Raw genomic sequence first — 15,912 nt, 5'->3', positions numbered from 1 at the left:
GTAGCCCTTAAATACTATGTAAGTACTACACCACCAATGGGAGTAGTACCCACTGGGTCATTGTGGCTAACACTAGCCATACAAGGAGTTCCGGTAGCTAAAATGCTACCGGAGTTTATTAACAATCTGAGCTGCCTGTTCTGCAAACGGCCCAGAGTAATGTATGTCCATTTTTTTGGAACACCAGACAGTTCCAATTATTAATTGGTTGAAGTTTCTGTCTTTGTAACGTTGACGCATCAATTCTAGATAGGCGCTCTCATCACCTTCCCACCCCAAAGGAGGTGAGAAGGGACAAGTAGCTTCGTTACCTGGCTCAGTGTTTACTTCTGCTAGGTTATACACGCCCATAAGCACCAGCCCTACGCGCAATAAACTCGCGGAGTGTACTAATCGGCGGGAATCCCATCTGTCCTTGAGTTACCAGAACATCGTTCCAATCTATACCTTTTGCACGAGGTGGAATAGGCAGCTTAGGTAACAGCACATGAACTGTATATCCTTGCTTTTCAAGCTTAGATTTCAGCACATTTGCGGAGCGTTCCCCTGTTAGCGACTTATCCTTATCTGCAAAGATAACGACAGTGTGGATGTCTAACTCGTCTGGAACTTCAAAGTTTTCCAAAAGAGTAGCATTCACTGTGGACCATGTAGGGATGTGAGTAGCACGGAACCCAGACAATGCTGTTTCCAAGCCTTCTGCCAAACCTAATACTCCTTCTGTTGGCATACCTAAGCGAACTGCTCCGCCAGTGACACTCAATCCATCAGGAACAGGCATCATCTTTTTAGCGCATTCTACTTTGGCCTTCTTACCACTTTTGGTCAGATATGTACGATGTAAAGTAACCAAGTTTCCTTTCGCGTCTCGAATGGCTTGTACTGCGGCTGGAAATTTTCCAACCTCATTACCATCTTCATCGTAATAGGACATACTTGGGTGGAATCGCAGGCTGTCTGTCTGTTCTACTACATCATGTGCAAACAAAAGTTTGCGATTGACGAAATAGGCACGTAACGGCTCAGCTGCTGCACAGTTAAAGGGCAAACATTCATTCCAGATCTTCTCAATTTTTTCACAAAGGCGAGCATTGTAAACACGTTCGCGTTCAGCTCTCTTTTGCATTTCCTCTTGAAGTTCCATCAACCAAGGCTTTGACTGCTCAGCAAAGAGCGGAACAACCTTGCTTTCTGAATGTTCTTGTTCAACTACGGCTTCTTGGTGATGCTCAACAGGACTACATGAAGAATGATTATCCTCATATTGTTCTGTCGGAACATTTGAATCAGCCCATGACTCTTCGTTATAAGAACCAGGAGCAGAGTGAGAGACATAACTGCTGTTTGAAACCTTTGCCTGCGCTACAGACTCTGGTTTAGCAGTACGAACACTCTTATTTTTCACTTCAACCACCCACGTATTGCGATGTGTTTGAACTGGTTTCTCACCAATGATCTCTCCAGTGCCTTCTTCAAATACAGGCTGCATTACGGTAACAGCTTCACGTCCCAAATTTGTGAGAGTGACTTCATCACCATATACAGCACCGCATTCTCCGATTGCTCTTTCTAGATCAACGCCCCAAATCTTACGTTCATTGCCCGTTGATAAACGAATGTAAGCAAAATAGCTTGATTCATTTATCGGGTCGTCCTGGTAAGGAGCTTGACCGTGAGCAATTAAAGTGCCCTGATACTTAGGGCGACGATTTGGATCGTATTTGGTGTTATTCACTTTTGCCGGAGCAGATTGCTGTGCTCGGCGCGGTGAACTTGTATTATTGGAGCTTTGCTGACGCTTGAAATGCTTTGGAGCCATCAACAAGTCACCAACTTGCTGTAGGCATTCAGCAAAATCCCACTCTCTTGCTTGGTTTAATAGCTCAAAGCCATCATGCCAAGAACCGCAAGAACAAATAGCACCACCTGTTTCGTGAGCATCTTTGAACATACGGAAGTCTTTTTTGCCACCATGAAACGGACATGTAACATGGGACTTTCCCGCTTTTTTGAGTGCTGGTTCCAGTTCAGGCATTAAATGCGCCAAAATGAAAAGCCATTGACCCTTAGCGAGGCTACGAACTTCGTCTGCTTTATAGAAATATGAGTTATCCATAGTGTTTCTCCTTAGCTGAAACCCCGATATCGAGGCTTCCCTAAGTCCCCCGTATCAGGGGCTTTAGGGAAACCCCGACACCGGGAAAAAATAGCCAAGGAGGCTCCCCTACCGGAGATGCTCTCCCCGGCTGGGGTTTGATTTTGGGCTATTGACCATTAACTCTGCGTATGGCCTTACCCAAGAAGGATTGCATCAGGTGATTACCTGATGATTTGAAGTAAGTTAGCCAGTCGATCCAATTCCACTGAGCGTAATCATCAAGAGATGGAGGGTTAAAAGCTCCCCAAATCTTACTGTTTACGCCTTCGCGGAGAACGTAAGCTACTTTCTCGATTACTTCTTCTTTACTCATTAGAGTAGAGATTTTACAAGGAGGCATCATAATGAGGCTCTCTGCTTGTTCATGAGTAATCTTCTCTATGGTGCCAGCGTTGATATCCACGACAAACGCTTTGGTTTCTGGTCCTTGTTCTGACCAGATCCAATACGTTATATGTACGGGATTAACGCCAAGTCCGACCGGAACGATTTGAGTTCCAGAAGGACGCAGTAACCAAACGAATTTACCGCTTGGATTGCTTTTGAAACGTTCGAGCTCTTTACCATCAATCTCCAAATTAGATTTGAAGTGGAGAGGTAGTTTTTCCGCATTCGAAATTTCAAGCATACGTTGTTGCAGAATTGCAATGTTAGACATAGGTGTACTCCTACAGTTTGCAGGTACACCTGGCCCATGTCGGGTTGGTGTACCCGACTGGGTTATGAAGGGTGAAAGAGAACTTTCACTTAAATTGAATGCTGTTTGTTTTTAGCGACCAGCTATCGCGTCTTCACTCTCGATGAGAGTAGAATTCGTCACTTTCCGTTAGGTACTCTATAACACCTAAGGGAAAGTGGGGGCTTTCGCCCCTCACTGTTAATCATCGTAGAAATATCCTTGCTTGTCACACGACTCTGATGCCGAATAGGCTTCATATCGCGCATTTTCGTTAAACGAAAATTTCAGAGGATAAGCAATTGAAGGCGGAGTTTGCTTTGTTAAACGTCCATTCCATTCATGCTGTTCCATTGTGCCAGATACTCCATCGACGGTGAACATTTCATCATAACTATTTATCTTTACAATCGGGAAGTCAAACAAGCCAAGAGCTTCTATCACCATCACCTCGTCTGAACAAGCATAAACTTGCTTGTTCTTATCTCGGTAAAAATCAAAGCCACAGCTCAGATAAACCCCTATGATCCGCAAAGTTTCGTCATCCATTCCAGATGCAATGTTCTTATCTAAGTTTGCTTTTGCCAGCCAGACATGGGCGTTGACTCCACCAAATATGCCATAGCCCTCGTAAGCATTTTCCTGTAATGGTTTCTGACCATGAGGTTGTAGTAAGTAAACAGTGCGAACTTGACGTCCAGAATATACATTCGAGATGCTTTCTTTTGAATCACACGTTTTCCAGCTAAAAAATGGTTCATCGCGGCTTTCCGGGGAAAGCCGCTTTTATCTTTAAGAAGAAGTAATCAGTATCTCGATAGCCATATCCCATCCGCTTGATTAACTTTATCTTGTTATTTATCCCTTCAAGCGTACAGGTATTCAGCGGATAGCTTGCTGAAGCAGTGATCCCATGAAGGTATGGACGGAGCTTTCGAGCGAACTCTTTGAGCGGCTTAATTCCACTCTCATTCACTTGCCTAAACCATACCTGCCATAAGTTTTTAGCCTGAAGTTCAGAGCCGCAACGCCACAGTTCCTTTAATTGCGCACCCAGTAAGTAGGTTGTCATCAAGTCCTGATTCATATTCAATATTTCTGTGAGGTAGCTTTCCTGTTGTGTATTTAAATTATCCTTATTTTTCAATAGCACCCAGCGCGAACGCTTGACCCATTGCCTTGCTTTTTTATCCTGTTTTAGCTTATTGGCTTGGTCGACTCTAACTCTATCCATCACTTCACGACCGAACTTAGCAACAACGTGGAACAAGTCATAAACGATACGGGCATTTGGGCAATGCGCTTGGACTTCAAGGTCAAAAGCCGTATTCATATCCATTGCTACTGCTTCAATATTTTTGCCATGCTCACCTAGTTGTTCAAAGAACGGTCGAATATCCTTGCGGCTACGACCTAGTCCTATCCAGATAATCTGATGACTTTTCGCATCTGCAATAACTGTCGCGTAACGGTGCCCTTTAAAAATGGCAAACTCGTCCATGACGAGTTGCCTTAATTCACCCCATTTAACTTGCGGTACTACTTGTTGAAGCCGACGCTTATCTATCTCTTTGATTGTGTGCCAATGAACACCGGTCACTTGAGCTATATGTTTAATTGGTAGGAGAGGTAACAACTGTTCAATATAGCTTCGTAGACGGTTAGTGATACGAGCATAAGGCTCTAACCAAGATAGTCGCTCTGTTTTAATGCCGCAGTGGCTGCACTTGATGCGTCGGGTTTGAACGGTCAGTTCAACGGGAGCTCCTAACAGCGTGGCTTCCTTCACGTTACGCCATTGATACTCATGTATGGCTTGAGCTTTAAGCCCGCACGGACACCTAGCGATAGAATTAGGTTTGAGAGTGAGCTTTATTAATGATGCGGTCTGATGGGACTTTACTATATGAAAGCCTTCCCAGAATGAAGATAGAAAAGTATGATTCGACATGAAAACGGTAGTTTGTGTAGGTTTTGTTTGGCGATAAAACTCTATCACTTACTACCGTTTTTGTTTTTAGTTCCCGCTTATCCGCGATGAACCTAAAAAATCCCATAGTGTTTCTCCTTCAATTATTTAAATCGAAGGGGGTTGCCCCACAAGGGGAGCAAGCCCCCCTCTAGGGTTAAGTAAAAATGTTAGGCCGCTTTACGAACTAACGATTCCTGCATTTGATGATGTTCTGATATAGCATTGTTGAGCTGTATTTTACGAACTTCTGCTATGGCATTACTGACCAATTCGCGGCGGTAACTTCCATAACTTCTGTCATTAACATCTATAACCAGGCCACCTATAGATTCAGATGCTAGTTCCTCTTCCGTCTCTCGGTCGAGGATCTTAGCTTCCAACCTCAGATAGCGCTGCTTACCATCAACAATATCCTGTATTGTTTGTAATGCTAACTCTTCGTCCCAGCATCCAATATCAAAGTCATGCTCGGGATGCTCTTTAAGCTGGACTGTGTAGTCAGCTGTATTAAACTCCCAGGAAACAACTTCTTCGTATGGCGTACCTTCCACCAGCGCATAGCCTTCGGCTTCAAGCTGTTGGGATGTAGATTTGATGTCATGTTCGAGACGACTCACAAAGTCGTTCCAAGTGCTTTGCCATCTAGTGATCTGCTCATCAGTCACTTCACCTGTTACCAGACCAGCGGCACGAATCGCTTCAAAATGCTCCTCAGAGAAACTTTCAAAATCGACTTCATGACAAAGATCCATGCAGTTATAGTGGCTGTACCGATGCCCATGAGAGTTTCGCTCAATCGACATTCTGCAACATCCTATATCTGCTTCCCTTAATATTTCCAACATAGATAATGCTTCTTTACGAACCAAAAGGTTTTTTACGCGAAGTACGGCGTTTTCACCTGCTGTATTTGGGTCATAAATTCGCAGCATAAGCTTCTCTATATCATCCTCATCGAGGTTTCCATAGAAACTCATACCATCACCTTGACAGTAACTAAGGCTGTACTCGATTGTCAGACCTTCTGGGTAGCCAAGTTTTTTCAGTTGGTTATTGAAATGAGTTTTAATCATAGCTATCTCCTTGTTTTTTGAGGAGACACCTCCCCCTAAGGGATTGGTGCCCCCTTAGGGTTTTAATGATTTCGGATTTAATAGTTAAGCACAGATGTCCAAAAGACCTTTCCGAGCGATCAACTGATGCTCTTCAAAGTCTTCCGGTGCAGAAGTGTCATAACCTTCACCATCGCTGTAATCTGGAGTACCCAGCACGATGATGTTGCCTACAACAGGTGAATCTGCACCATGTAATATACAACCGAGCTTGATACCGCTACTGAACAGTCCTTCTTCATCAAGATAAAGACTTACTGTTTTTCCATTCGATAGTTCCCAATCAAAGCTCTGGACCATGCTACAGCCGATTAGCTTATACATAGTTTGTAATCCGTCTTCTTTTGGAATATCGACTGGAGTGCAGCCTTCTGCGGTTATTAAATAGCCTTTGTTAGTGGCCTTAGACATTGCTTCATCACAAATTGACATGGAATCCTCCAAATATGTCATTGAGGGACACCAAGGCCCCAAAGGGGCTTTGATGCCCCGTTAGGGTTTAAAGATTGGTTTACTTATACGGTCACAGCGTCGATATCTAGGTATTGGCGGCAACCTGTTTTAGGGTGACAGCGGTGGCGAAAATTGTGCTTACCACCTTGCGTACCCATGTATTGCCAACACTCTCCAGTAACTGATTCTTCACAAACCGCGTCGCCATTATTTAATGGATGTTGGGCCAATTCGTTCCACATTTTGTCCCATTCACCTGTATTTCTTTGTACTAGTTTGAAGTCATTATTATTCATACTTCGGTACTCCCAACCCACTGCTTTCCAAGGTATGCCTCAACTCCCATACGGGCCCATTCCGAAGAGATGGTTAACATGGAAAGTGTTTCATGAGTCCAAGGTGCAGTTGGCTTGATTCGTTTGAGCTCTTTGCCTTCGAGATCTGTCAGAATAAGATCTGATTGTTCATTTCCAGCAAGAATATCTGGCTCTCCCGGACGCTGATCAGTAACAAATTTGATGTAGCAACCTTCGTCATCGCTACATGACAGCAATTTATCTACTGACAAGTTAAGTCCAGCACCGAACCATTGATCTATTGCTTCGATCTCAGGGAAATCAGATTTCAACTGAGATACAACGCCAATCATCTTGTCGAGAGCATCTTGGAACTCCAGCGCATTGCCAGCTGCCACTTCAAGTTTGCACTTGATATATGCAGCGTAGGTATCGCAGGCTTTCACCAGTTGCTGTTCATAGCCACCTGGGGCAAATGCTTCCGCGACTGCACCTTGAAGCTCCAAAGGTAGCGTGTGAATTAACTGCTCCTCAGCAGCTTTTTCAAGTCGCTCGAACTCCCTCGCCAAAGTGTCATTAGCCTTTTTTACTGGCGTCACAACATCCTGACAGAGAACTTCGGCTACATCATGTAGTGCTGCGTGGGAAAGCATTTTGGCAAGATCGACCTTGTTCCCCTTTTGGTTTGCGACATGACCAGCGAGAAGAGCAAGCAACGTAACGGTAGCACTATGCTCCAAGACTGATTCAGGCTGTACTGAATGCATCAGTGACCAGCGTTTTATCAATCGTTGACGCAAAGCAAGTGCTAGGAATCCATAGTTTGAATTTGACATAGTATCCTCCAATGAAGTTTGAAGGGTACACAGTTACCACATAGGTCCCGTGTACCCATGTGGGTTAAGTTGTGAGAGTCCTTGTGGACTGTTCTTGAGGTGTATTTTCGGCCTGACACCGAAATATTTAATCAGATTTCTGATGGAATGTATTCCATTCAGAATGTAGTTGCTGCTTGTAGGCCAGCTACCTTTCAACGTCAGCAAAGCCGACATTTTTTTTAGTCTATCGCCAATCCAAATGGTTCACGAAACGTCTATTTGCCCTTTTAGGGCGTTTGGTTCTCATAAGTAAAAAACCCCAGCAAAAATGCCGGGGTTTTTGTTTACTAAGCCACTAATGGAAGAGCCAATTGAGTTTCATCTTTCAGAGCATCTTGTTCCTTTCTGCTAAGGATTACGCGGTTCATACGAACTATCAATAGCGAAATGTGTCGTAACAAACGTTCTGGTTGTCTTTTGGACAGTTGGTGGACCCAATGCGGATAGTCATCGAATGTTAATGATGAACCATCTTCAAGACACTGTTTTGCTGCCTCAAATTCACTTTTTATAGCCACCATGATTTCACTCAACCATTCTTGCCCAATGGCACTATGAGCAGAGGCAACCAAGTCAATTGCCTTGCTCTTCGTTGCTTGGTAATAGCGGTATATCTCTGGTCGAGACTTACTTTCTTTCTCTACTTCTAAGAACATAGAAAATGCGTTGCTAGCTAACCAAAACTGATCACGAAGTGAGTTGTACCACTGACTTCTTGTTTCACGTTGCTGGGCATCTTCTTCGGCTCTTAGTTGATCTTCAATCCATTGCCCAGTGAATGTTTTATTCACTAAATGAACACGAATCGTTAGATCCAGATTCAACCACCATCTTACTTTTGCAATTCTTGCTTTAATCTTTCGAGCCACCAGCGCCTTGTACTTTTTATCGGTTAGTACTTTCAGATCAGGGCGAGAGGAAACACCTTCCATCGTTTGATAACCGGACAGTCTCATTTGATGATAAGTTTGTCCTCTTTGCATCATTTTATGATACATAGACCCTTTTCCTTTAGCGAAGCTGATCGCACCAAATCGCAAGTAAAATTGCGCGGCATATCCTGGTGTGTACATCCCAGATAATACCTTCTCTCTTAATCGAGGATATTCTTCCCATAGAATAAAATTGGCTGCGTCTGCTTCTACTACAACCTCTTTTTCTTCTGCGAAGCTTACCACTCGTCTGACACCATCGTTAGTGTTGATAACCCTAGCTGCGCGTGGGTCATCGCCACCATCAAAGTATGTCATTTCTGCAAGCGGATCTGATAGACCATCAAAAAGACTACCATCCCCCCACCTATCAACCTTTACCCATAACGGTTTCGGTATCGGTGTTCTCGGGACTTCTTGTTGGTGTACTTCATCTTCCAGAAGATCAAGTTCTCCCATAGTCCAAACTCGATGATAAATTTCAAGAGCATGGAACGGTTTGTCATTGAAATGATGGTAAGACCACATAAAGTCGATATGGCAGATCGCAGACTCAGAAACAATTCGAAACTGCGGTTCGGCCATACGTCGATTCCATGCTGTATCTTCAATTAAGCCAAGGTTTAACTTCTCAGCTACTTCCATAGCTCGCTTAGCCTCGACATAATCCATTGATACGCAAACATGCAACAAGCGCTCTAGAAATTTCGGGCTATACACATCAGGTTGGAGTTTAATGTACCCCCCCTCGTATATTGTCCGACCGATGGGATGTCGGTCTTCCCAGGCATACCTCCGCTTTGCTAGATATCTCTGAATACGATTGAGTCCGGCCATATAACCAAACTTATCTTCATCAGAAGACAGCATGTTTTGCATACTCTTATCGAGCCCGACAGCTTGGCAAGCCCAACAACCGAAACGGGCTACGCAAGCTTCACTCTTACGCTTCTCCGCCGCTCCAATAACACACTCGCCCGTTGCTTCTTTGTAAAGCTGTGCAGTAGTGTTATTACTCGCTAGATAACTTGGTAAGGGGTATTTAGCATCGGCTCCCGAGCTTAATAAAAAATCCCACACATCAGACATCAGCCAGTGTTTGATCACATACAGCTCTCCACCGTGCTTAGTGTTCACTACTTTTGCTGCTGAACCGCCAAATTTGGCAATATTTGCAGCGCGAGTAGAGCTTTCAGAATCACGGCTTCCTAACATCAAGCAAACCTTATTTTGAACCTCCTTAGGAAGGTTTTTAACGTAGGCAGCTTTAGCTCTTCTTGCTGATGTGATTTTCAGTTCCTGTGAACACTGACGCGCTGAACTATTGGAAAACGTAGGCAGTCCACGTCCAGTAAGCACCCTTCCAGTCCAACTCTGTGTAATGCCTGGATTAGCGATCACGATATTAAGAGGAATCGCTTCTTTCTTAATAAACCGTTCTAACGCTTCAAGTTTCACATCAGCAAGCCAGCGAACTTCTGGGTTCTCTATCCCGGTATCAGTGTGTAGGATAAAATGATGTTGGCTAATACGTTCTCCATTTCTAACTGCCCTTACCAGAGCCATCAAAAATAGGTGCAGTACTGTCTCAGAGTCCTTGCCAGATGAGTAACCAAGCATCATGGTCCACCCGTCTAGCAAAGCTGCGTAGATTGCCTGTACTGAACTTTCAATCAGCTCAGACAAACAAGTATTTCTAGTGGCATCTCGGAAGTTTAGTTCTTCATCTTCCTTGAGTGTTTGCCAAACTTGATCCCATTTATCCCCTTTTGCAATCAATGAAGACGCATGAATAACGGGTGTTTCATCAGCACAAACTGACGCAAGCATGTCAAGTTGATGTTGCATAGTATCCTCCGTACAAAGTATGGAGGGCGCACGCCCCCACAGGGACATACACCCCCGTGGGTTTGATATTGAAATATTAAGGAATGATCGGCAGCCAATTATAAATGCGATATGCAATGTATAAACAAGGCACTCCAAATACGAGCCCCCAGAACTGCGCTACTGCATATTGTTTTGCATTCTCAAACCATGCGGCCATATCGGTAAGTAACGGGGGCCAGTCAAACGAAATGGCGACCAAAAGCGGCACCAAAACACACAAACTACCCACAACAGTCAAAACCGATACAATAATATTTCGTTTTTTATGATCGTATTGATACATAAGCTTATTTCCTTCTAGAGTGGGCTCAGAAGCACCCTTCTGGAGCTTCTGAGCTTTTGGATAGGCGTTAGCCTAAAATGATGGGAGTGATCCCAGTGAAAAAACCAAGAATGCCGAGTAATGCGCCTACCACTCCAAGACGGATTGATAAGCGAATAGAGAAGTCAGGGTGGAACCAGAACCACTGGTAAATTTCCCACCAGCGAGCTCTCCGCATTTCCAGTGAAACCTCTTCTTTAAATTTCACTCCAAGAGCATCAACGGCATCGTAATCAAGACCAACAGCATTTTTGGTAATCGACATTGTTCCTGGGTTGCCCATTACATATCGAATTACTTTTGTGCCGTTATCGGGGTTATAGATCACTACTGGCTCACGTCGAAAGAAACGATTAGGATCTTTTCTCTTTGAGTCTACGTTTCGGTTATTTAACCGGACGATATTGTGACCTAAACCTGAATCTTCCATTGGAAGACGAACTACAGATTCAATTTTCATAATTGTCATCTCCATGTTGAATGGAGATAGCCCCCGGCAGGGACTATCCCCACGCGGGTTACAATAAGTACTGTTTGTTTTTGGCGACCAGCTATCGCACATCAGCGCACAAGGCACTTTCCAAAAACGTCTCTAACAAACGCCTTTAGAAAATGTCAAGAATGACACCAAGAGGTAAGGATGCAGAGCTATCAAGCTCCGCATCCACCTTAGAGTAAGTTAATTCATAAAGAACAATGAATTAAAATACCATTTTCACTTTTCGCTGCTTCAACTCGCTTGTTTAAACGAAAATCGAAGCAAGCATCCAGAATTTGTCTTTGAAGATACTTAACAAGCTCTCCTGCACTTCGAACTGTTTCTCGTGAACCATTTAATGGCTCAACAAAACAATCATCGTACCAAGAACACGCATCTGGATTATCATGGACATACTTTTTCAACATGCACCAATCTAATGGAGATATAGTTTCTCCCTGCTTAATATTTCCGACGATGCCTTCTATACGTGAATGAATCACCCCGGCTTCGTTATAGCCACTGGGTTCTTTCATTTCGTCATATGGCCCATCATCAATATCGCCACAACCAGCCGGACAGCAATTTGCATCTATGCCGTGGGAGCAATAATGAACGTCATCATTCCAATGCTCTTCATGGCTTTCAGTTTGCTGCTCCGCTGTAATGACTTCGTAACCGTAATTTTCAGCAAGCTTGATAACCTGTTCTTTAACTCCTTTAGGTAAGTCGAGAACAAGGTTATCAATCGCATCTATATACCGGCTTGCGAAGAGTTCATAAATCAGTCCACATCCTTTGTGAGCATCTTGAGCAAGCTTTTCAACCTTCTCAGGGTAATTCTCACAAGGCCACTGGTTTACCTTTTCAAAGTGGTCAATTAACTCATCCAACTCCCAAAAGATATTGTTTATGACTGTACCGAAGACCAAATCGTCTCGGCCAGCTGCGTTGCAAACTGTTTGTATGACAGAATACATATCACTTAAATATGTCACTCTACCAGCTGGACCATCTACAAATTCAGGTTCAAGCTCATCCCCTGTTGAGTGGTAAACAGCTGCACATTTTAGAGCTTCCGTATACGAACCGTGTTCAGCACGATAAATAGATAATTTACACATAGATTTCTCCTGGTAAGGCTGAGGAACCCCCTTCTGGGAATCACCTCAGCTATTGGTAGTGTTAAGCGGCCATAACGCGAATTTCATCTCCAGCCATTTGGATTGGAATTGATTTTGCTGGTTGATGACCGCAACTTGTGTCCGGACCATCCGCCGCAGCGAAATAGACCGAATTGTTCATTACATTGATAGGCATACCCAAGGCTTCACCTGCTGGTGCGAGCTTGAGCATTCCTGATCGTTCGATTAAAGCCGGAGCCCAGTGGAAGTCTTCGCCGCCGATATAAGGCTGCTCGGTATCCACCACTTCGACTAGTACCGGAGTCTTGTCCACCAGCTGCCAGCAGCTTCGGCCTAATTCGTAGGCCAGAGCTTCAAACGCAGGGAAGACAATAGACTGCCCCAGGATCTGATGCGCTACCGTGTCAGATTCCCCCTCAATCAATTCAGATGGGATGCCTTTCACTCGGCAGTGCTCCAGTGGAGTAAGGATTCGAGACAGTTCAGGTTGTTCTGGATGAACAATGAACGGCTCGGTCGAACGGCATTTCGCGTAATCTTTCCCAATTGTCCCCAGGTATGACTCTTCACCTGTCAGCAATTGACGGCTAAAGCCTTTACCAGCGGCCTTGTCACGTTTTTCTTTCTCAGCCAGATAGTCGAATGACTTCCAACGCTGTGAATCAATCTCAACAGGCTCCAGGATGTCTTGGATACACGCTTCTTTCTGGCGCAGCGGCTTAACCTCTCGAATATCGAACGTGTCGATACCAACAGATGTGCCAACCACACACAGACGCTTGCGACGTTCAAGAACTCCAAACTCATTGCCATCCAGGATACGCTCCTGAATGTTGTACCCCAGAGAGGTCAGCACCGACCGGATCACTTCCATGCTCGCAGTCTTCTGGTAGGTATCAACATTCTCAATTACCACCATTGCTGGATTGAGAGCTTCGACAAACTGCAAAAAGTTGAAAAACAGTGCGCCAGCTGACTCATGCGATTCAGCGTGACCTCCGATTTCACCACCCCATAGTTTGTTCTTCGAGCGCCCTGCCCGGCTGGCACCAGTGCATGGGATACCTCCTACCAGCAGGTCAACCTGCGGTGGCTTGCGGCTGAGATTTACCGACTGAATAGGCGACTCAATCACAATGGATTTGTCGTCCCACAATTCGGTGTTATTGCGAAGGGAAGCATCCAGGTATTTACCTTCCATCTCGACCGCAACAGCAATTGAGCTGTTGATCCCCGACCGTTCCAGACCAGAGTGGATAGCTTTATCCAAAACGCCGCCACCATGAAACAGGCTGCAAACGCTCAGAGGCTCTCCATTCTCCAGTTTGGTGAACAAGCGCTCTACCCGCTCAACAACACGTTCATGCTGATGGTGGGCAGAAATAACGATTGTCCCTTGGCGAATAAAGACGCGAAGCATCTCAACGCCATCGAACAGTTCCGCCAACTCCTGAGAGCTCACGTCAATGATGGGCATAGTCCGACCATTGCGAGTACGTTTACTCACGGTGAACTTTCCCGTATCGCATACCCGGATAACAACCTGAGAGTCCTTTAACACCAGATCATACTTTTGGCCTGGTTCATAGCCTTCACGAGCTAACTTAGCTCCTTCTAGCCATACTCTTTTCTTACCGCGATGCTCTCCGAGTTTGGTATTTACGATGGTAGCCATATTCATTTCTCCTGAAATTCAAGGGCCACCAGAACCCCTTAGGGTCTGGAGCCCCAAAGGGTTAATTGGTTATTGCGTTGTTTTTGATTTCAACGACAACAGTTGCATCTTTTGGGATTGGAGCTCGCCAGCAAGTTACGCGCAATGGAGTGAAAACGTCTTTAAAATCGACTTCCACATGAACATCGGGTAAATCTGCTGTAGGGTTATCCATATCATCTGCATCAATGAGGACAGCGCCTTTTGATGACAGTTTATTTGCTGCATTCAATATTTCGATGAGCCACGTAACCTCTCTTTGAGAAGGCATCTCATCAGGAAGTTGAAGAACATGAAGACTGTTCTTCCAGAACGGAGCATTGATTTCATTGTAACTAGGCATCAGTGTATCCTCTTGCATAGAAGGTACACCTTTCCCAACCGGGAATGATGTACCCGGTTGGGTGAATAGATGCTATTTATTTTCGGCGTCTAGCTAACGCACTCAGTACACAACGGCACTTTCCTATAAGTTCTACACTCCACTTTCACATGTGAAAGATAAAACCTTTAGGAAAGCGCCGGATGAACCGACGCTTTTAGGCTTACTTATCAGTTAAATCACTTCACCAGACAAGCCTCGCACAGCTCTGTGATAAAGAATCTTGTGAGGTGTGAATGTCGTGTTAAACCATATCGCTTTTCCACTGAAAGCTGAAAAAATCCAGCCCCCCGCTTTAGCTCGATGATTTATAGCTTCTTTTTGTGAATCAAACTCAATAAATTTAGCGGCCATAGGTGTCTCCTTCGATAAAGAGCACACCTGTACCCTACGGGCACAAGTGCGCCCGTGGGCTAGTGTTTGAAATGAACTACCTCATAGGTTTAGGCAGATTCTTGAAGTTTAAGGTTGTCGAGGCAAATTGCATGATATAAGCGATGTCTCTGATCTAGGAGGAAATCCTGATCTGGCCGCCATGTGCTGCGATTGTATTCCTCAGTAAAACCGTTATAAGCGTTTACTTCTGCTGGGGACAATTTCTTACCTGTGTACACACAGGAAAGCCGTCCTACCTCGACAATAGACTGTTTGGGTAGTGGGGTATTAGCCTCTTCAACAGTGTATGAGCGCTTTGTTCGATGGTCGATAATCTTGGACTTTAATTGCTCGTGATTTAGACCTCGTAACGATATATACATGCCTTTCTCCTAAATTAAAGGAGCGGAACTATCCCATAGGACGTTTCCGCCCCTATGGGGTTTATATTTGTTTCTTGATTATGTATTTGTATGGGGGAGAGGTTACTTCGCTTTCCACAAGCTGATGATCCATGTGGCGACAAAAGTCAGGTATATCTCTCGTGGTAGCTGGGTCATCAGCTTTCACTTCGAGTGTTTCTCCTGGCCCCATACGACGAATTGCACGACGAACCACCATTAATGGCTCAGGGCATCGCAATCCCATCACGTCAATAAACTGATCTACATTCATTGGTTATCACCCTTGCCTATAGCAGTCTAATCACGCGACAGAAGATTTACTGTTTTCTTCGTAGCGCATTTTCGCTTGTTCGTTTAAATCAAGTTCACCGTCTTCTAGCTTTAGAATATTTTCTAGAAGATTGGCTTTGTGCATTAAAAGTTCAGCAACAGCCTCATCAATATCCTCGATTATCTGTTTCTGTTTTTTGATGGTGTAGCTATTCAGTTCTTCAACCAGAGGCCACGCTACACTCGAATGAGTATTTAGTGTGGGATATTCTGCTTCAACCTCACAGACAACGCCATTGGCACCTTCTCGATAGTGTGGATAGCCTATACGTAGACCAACGCATCGGTCTAGTTTTGCATTAACACAGAACTCCAAAGGGGTGCGATTAGTAAAAATATCGTTAGTGTTTTTAGACATGATCTTCTCCATGCAATAATTTGTTATTGACGGAGAG

Annotated in this window: 17 protein-coding genes; all 17 read right to left on the bottom strand. The window is 44.5% G+C overall.

What is annotated here, in order from left to right:
* Window positions 1-337: 337 nt before the first annotated feature.
* Window positions 338-2,116, bottom strand: a complete 1,779-nt coding sequence (locus QMY49_RS26605) for a DUF7146 domain-containing protein (protein ID WP_283317016.1) — start codon at window positions 2,114-2,116, stop codon at window positions 338-340.
* 148 nt (window positions 2,117-2,264) lie between these two features.
* A complete protein-coding gene (locus QMY49_RS26600; protein WP_053309096.1) occupies window positions 2,265-2,816 on the bottom strand; it encodes a hypothetical protein in 552 nt (183 codons plus the stop codon).
* A 219-nt stretch (window positions 2,817-3,035) separates the two neighbouring features.
* Window positions 3,036-3,383, bottom strand: a complete 348-nt coding sequence (locus QMY49_RS26595) for a hypothetical protein (protein ID WP_096443324.1) — start codon at window positions 3,381-3,383, stop codon at window positions 3,036-3,038.
* Between the two features lie 208 nt (window positions 3,384-3,591).
* Entirely contained in the window at window positions 3,592-4,785 is a 1,194-nt protein-coding gene (locus tag QMY49_RS26590; RefSeq protein ID WP_283317036.1) for an ISL3 family transposase, read from the bottom strand.
* A 188-nt stretch (window positions 4,786-4,973) separates the two neighbouring features.
* Window positions 4,974-5,879, bottom strand: a complete 906-nt coding sequence (locus QMY49_RS26585) for an NgrC (protein WP_283317015.1) — start codon at window positions 5,877-5,879, stop codon at window positions 4,974-4,976.
* An 84-nt stretch (window positions 5,880-5,963) separates the two neighbouring features.
* A complete protein-coding gene (locus QMY49_RS26580; RefSeq protein WP_014386770.1) occupies window positions 5,964-6,350 on the bottom strand; it encodes a DUF3846 domain-containing protein in 387 nt (128 codons plus the stop codon).
* 83 nt (window positions 6,351-6,433) lie between these two features.
* The gene (locus QMY49_RS26575; protein WP_283317014.1) at window positions 6,434-6,667 is read right to left on the bottom strand and encodes a hypothetical protein; all 234 of its coding nucleotides are present in this window, start codon (window positions 6,665-6,667) and stop codon (window positions 6,434-6,436) included.
* Window positions 6,664-7,503, bottom strand: a complete 840-nt coding sequence (gene yfbR, locus QMY49_RS26570) for a 5'-deoxynucleotidase (RefSeq protein WP_014386768.1) — start codon at window positions 7,501-7,503, stop codon at window positions 6,664-6,666. The genes QMY49_RS26575 and yfbR overlap by 4 nt, the downstream gene beginning before the upstream one ends.
* 329 nt (window positions 7,504-7,832) lie before the next feature.
* On the bottom strand, window positions 7,833-10,325 hold the full coding sequence (locus QMY49_RS26565) for an adenine nucleotide alpha hydrolase family protein (protein WP_283317011.1): 2,493 nt from the start codon (window positions 10,323-10,325) through the stop codon (window positions 7,833-7,835).
* A gap of 76 nt (window positions 10,326-10,401) precedes the next feature.
* Entirely contained in the window at window positions 10,402-10,650 is a 249-nt protein-coding gene (locus QMY49_RS26560) for a hypothetical protein (protein WP_014386766.1), read from the bottom strand.
* Between the two features lie 67 nt (window positions 10,651-10,717).
* On the bottom strand, window positions 10,718-11,149 hold the full coding sequence (locus tag QMY49_RS26555; RefSeq protein WP_014386765.1) for a hypothetical protein: 432 nt from the start codon (window positions 11,147-11,149) through the stop codon (window positions 10,718-10,720).
* 224 nt (window positions 11,150-11,373) lie between these two features.
* Window positions 11,374-12,291 carry a hypothetical protein gene (locus tag QMY49_RS26550; protein ID WP_283317008.1) on the bottom strand — a complete coding sequence of 306 codons (918 nt, stop codon included), beginning with the start codon at window positions 12,289-12,291 and terminating at the stop codon, window positions 11,374-11,376.
* 61 nt (window positions 12,292-12,352) lie between these two features.
* Window positions 12,353-13,987, bottom strand: a complete 1,635-nt coding sequence (locus QMY49_RS26545; protein ID WP_283317007.1) for a DNA cytosine methyltransferase — start codon at window positions 13,985-13,987, stop codon at window positions 12,353-12,355.
* 61 nt (window positions 13,988-14,048) lie between these two features.
* Entirely contained in the window at window positions 14,049-14,369 is a 321-nt protein-coding gene (locus QMY49_RS26540; protein ID WP_139150320.1) for a hypothetical protein, read from the bottom strand.
* 213 nt (window positions 14,370-14,582) lie between these two features.
* Window positions 14,583-14,762 (bottom strand): hypothetical protein, encoded by a 180-nt coding sequence (locus QMY49_RS26535; protein WP_017085264.1) that lies wholly within the window; start codon window positions 14,760-14,762, stop codon window positions 14,583-14,585.
* Between the two features lie 465 nt (window positions 14,763-15,227).
* Entirely contained in the window at window positions 15,228-15,458 is a 231-nt protein-coding gene (tusA, locus tag QMY49_RS26530; protein ID WP_014386756.1) for a sulfurtransferase TusA, read from the bottom strand.
* A 30-nt stretch (window positions 15,459-15,488) separates the two neighbouring features.
* On the bottom strand, window positions 15,489-15,875 hold the full coding sequence (locus tag QMY49_RS26525) for a hypothetical protein (protein WP_053309069.1): 387 nt from the start codon (window positions 15,873-15,875) through the stop codon (window positions 15,489-15,491).
* Window positions 15,876-15,912: the final 37 nt, after the last annotated feature.

Source organism: Vibrio harveyi, from assembly GCF_030060435.1.
Classification (GTDB): Bacteria; Pseudomonadota; Gammaproteobacteria; order Enterobacterales; family Vibrionaceae; genus Vibrio; species Vibrio harveyi.
This window is presented reverse-complemented; position numbering and strand designations above follow the sequence as displayed.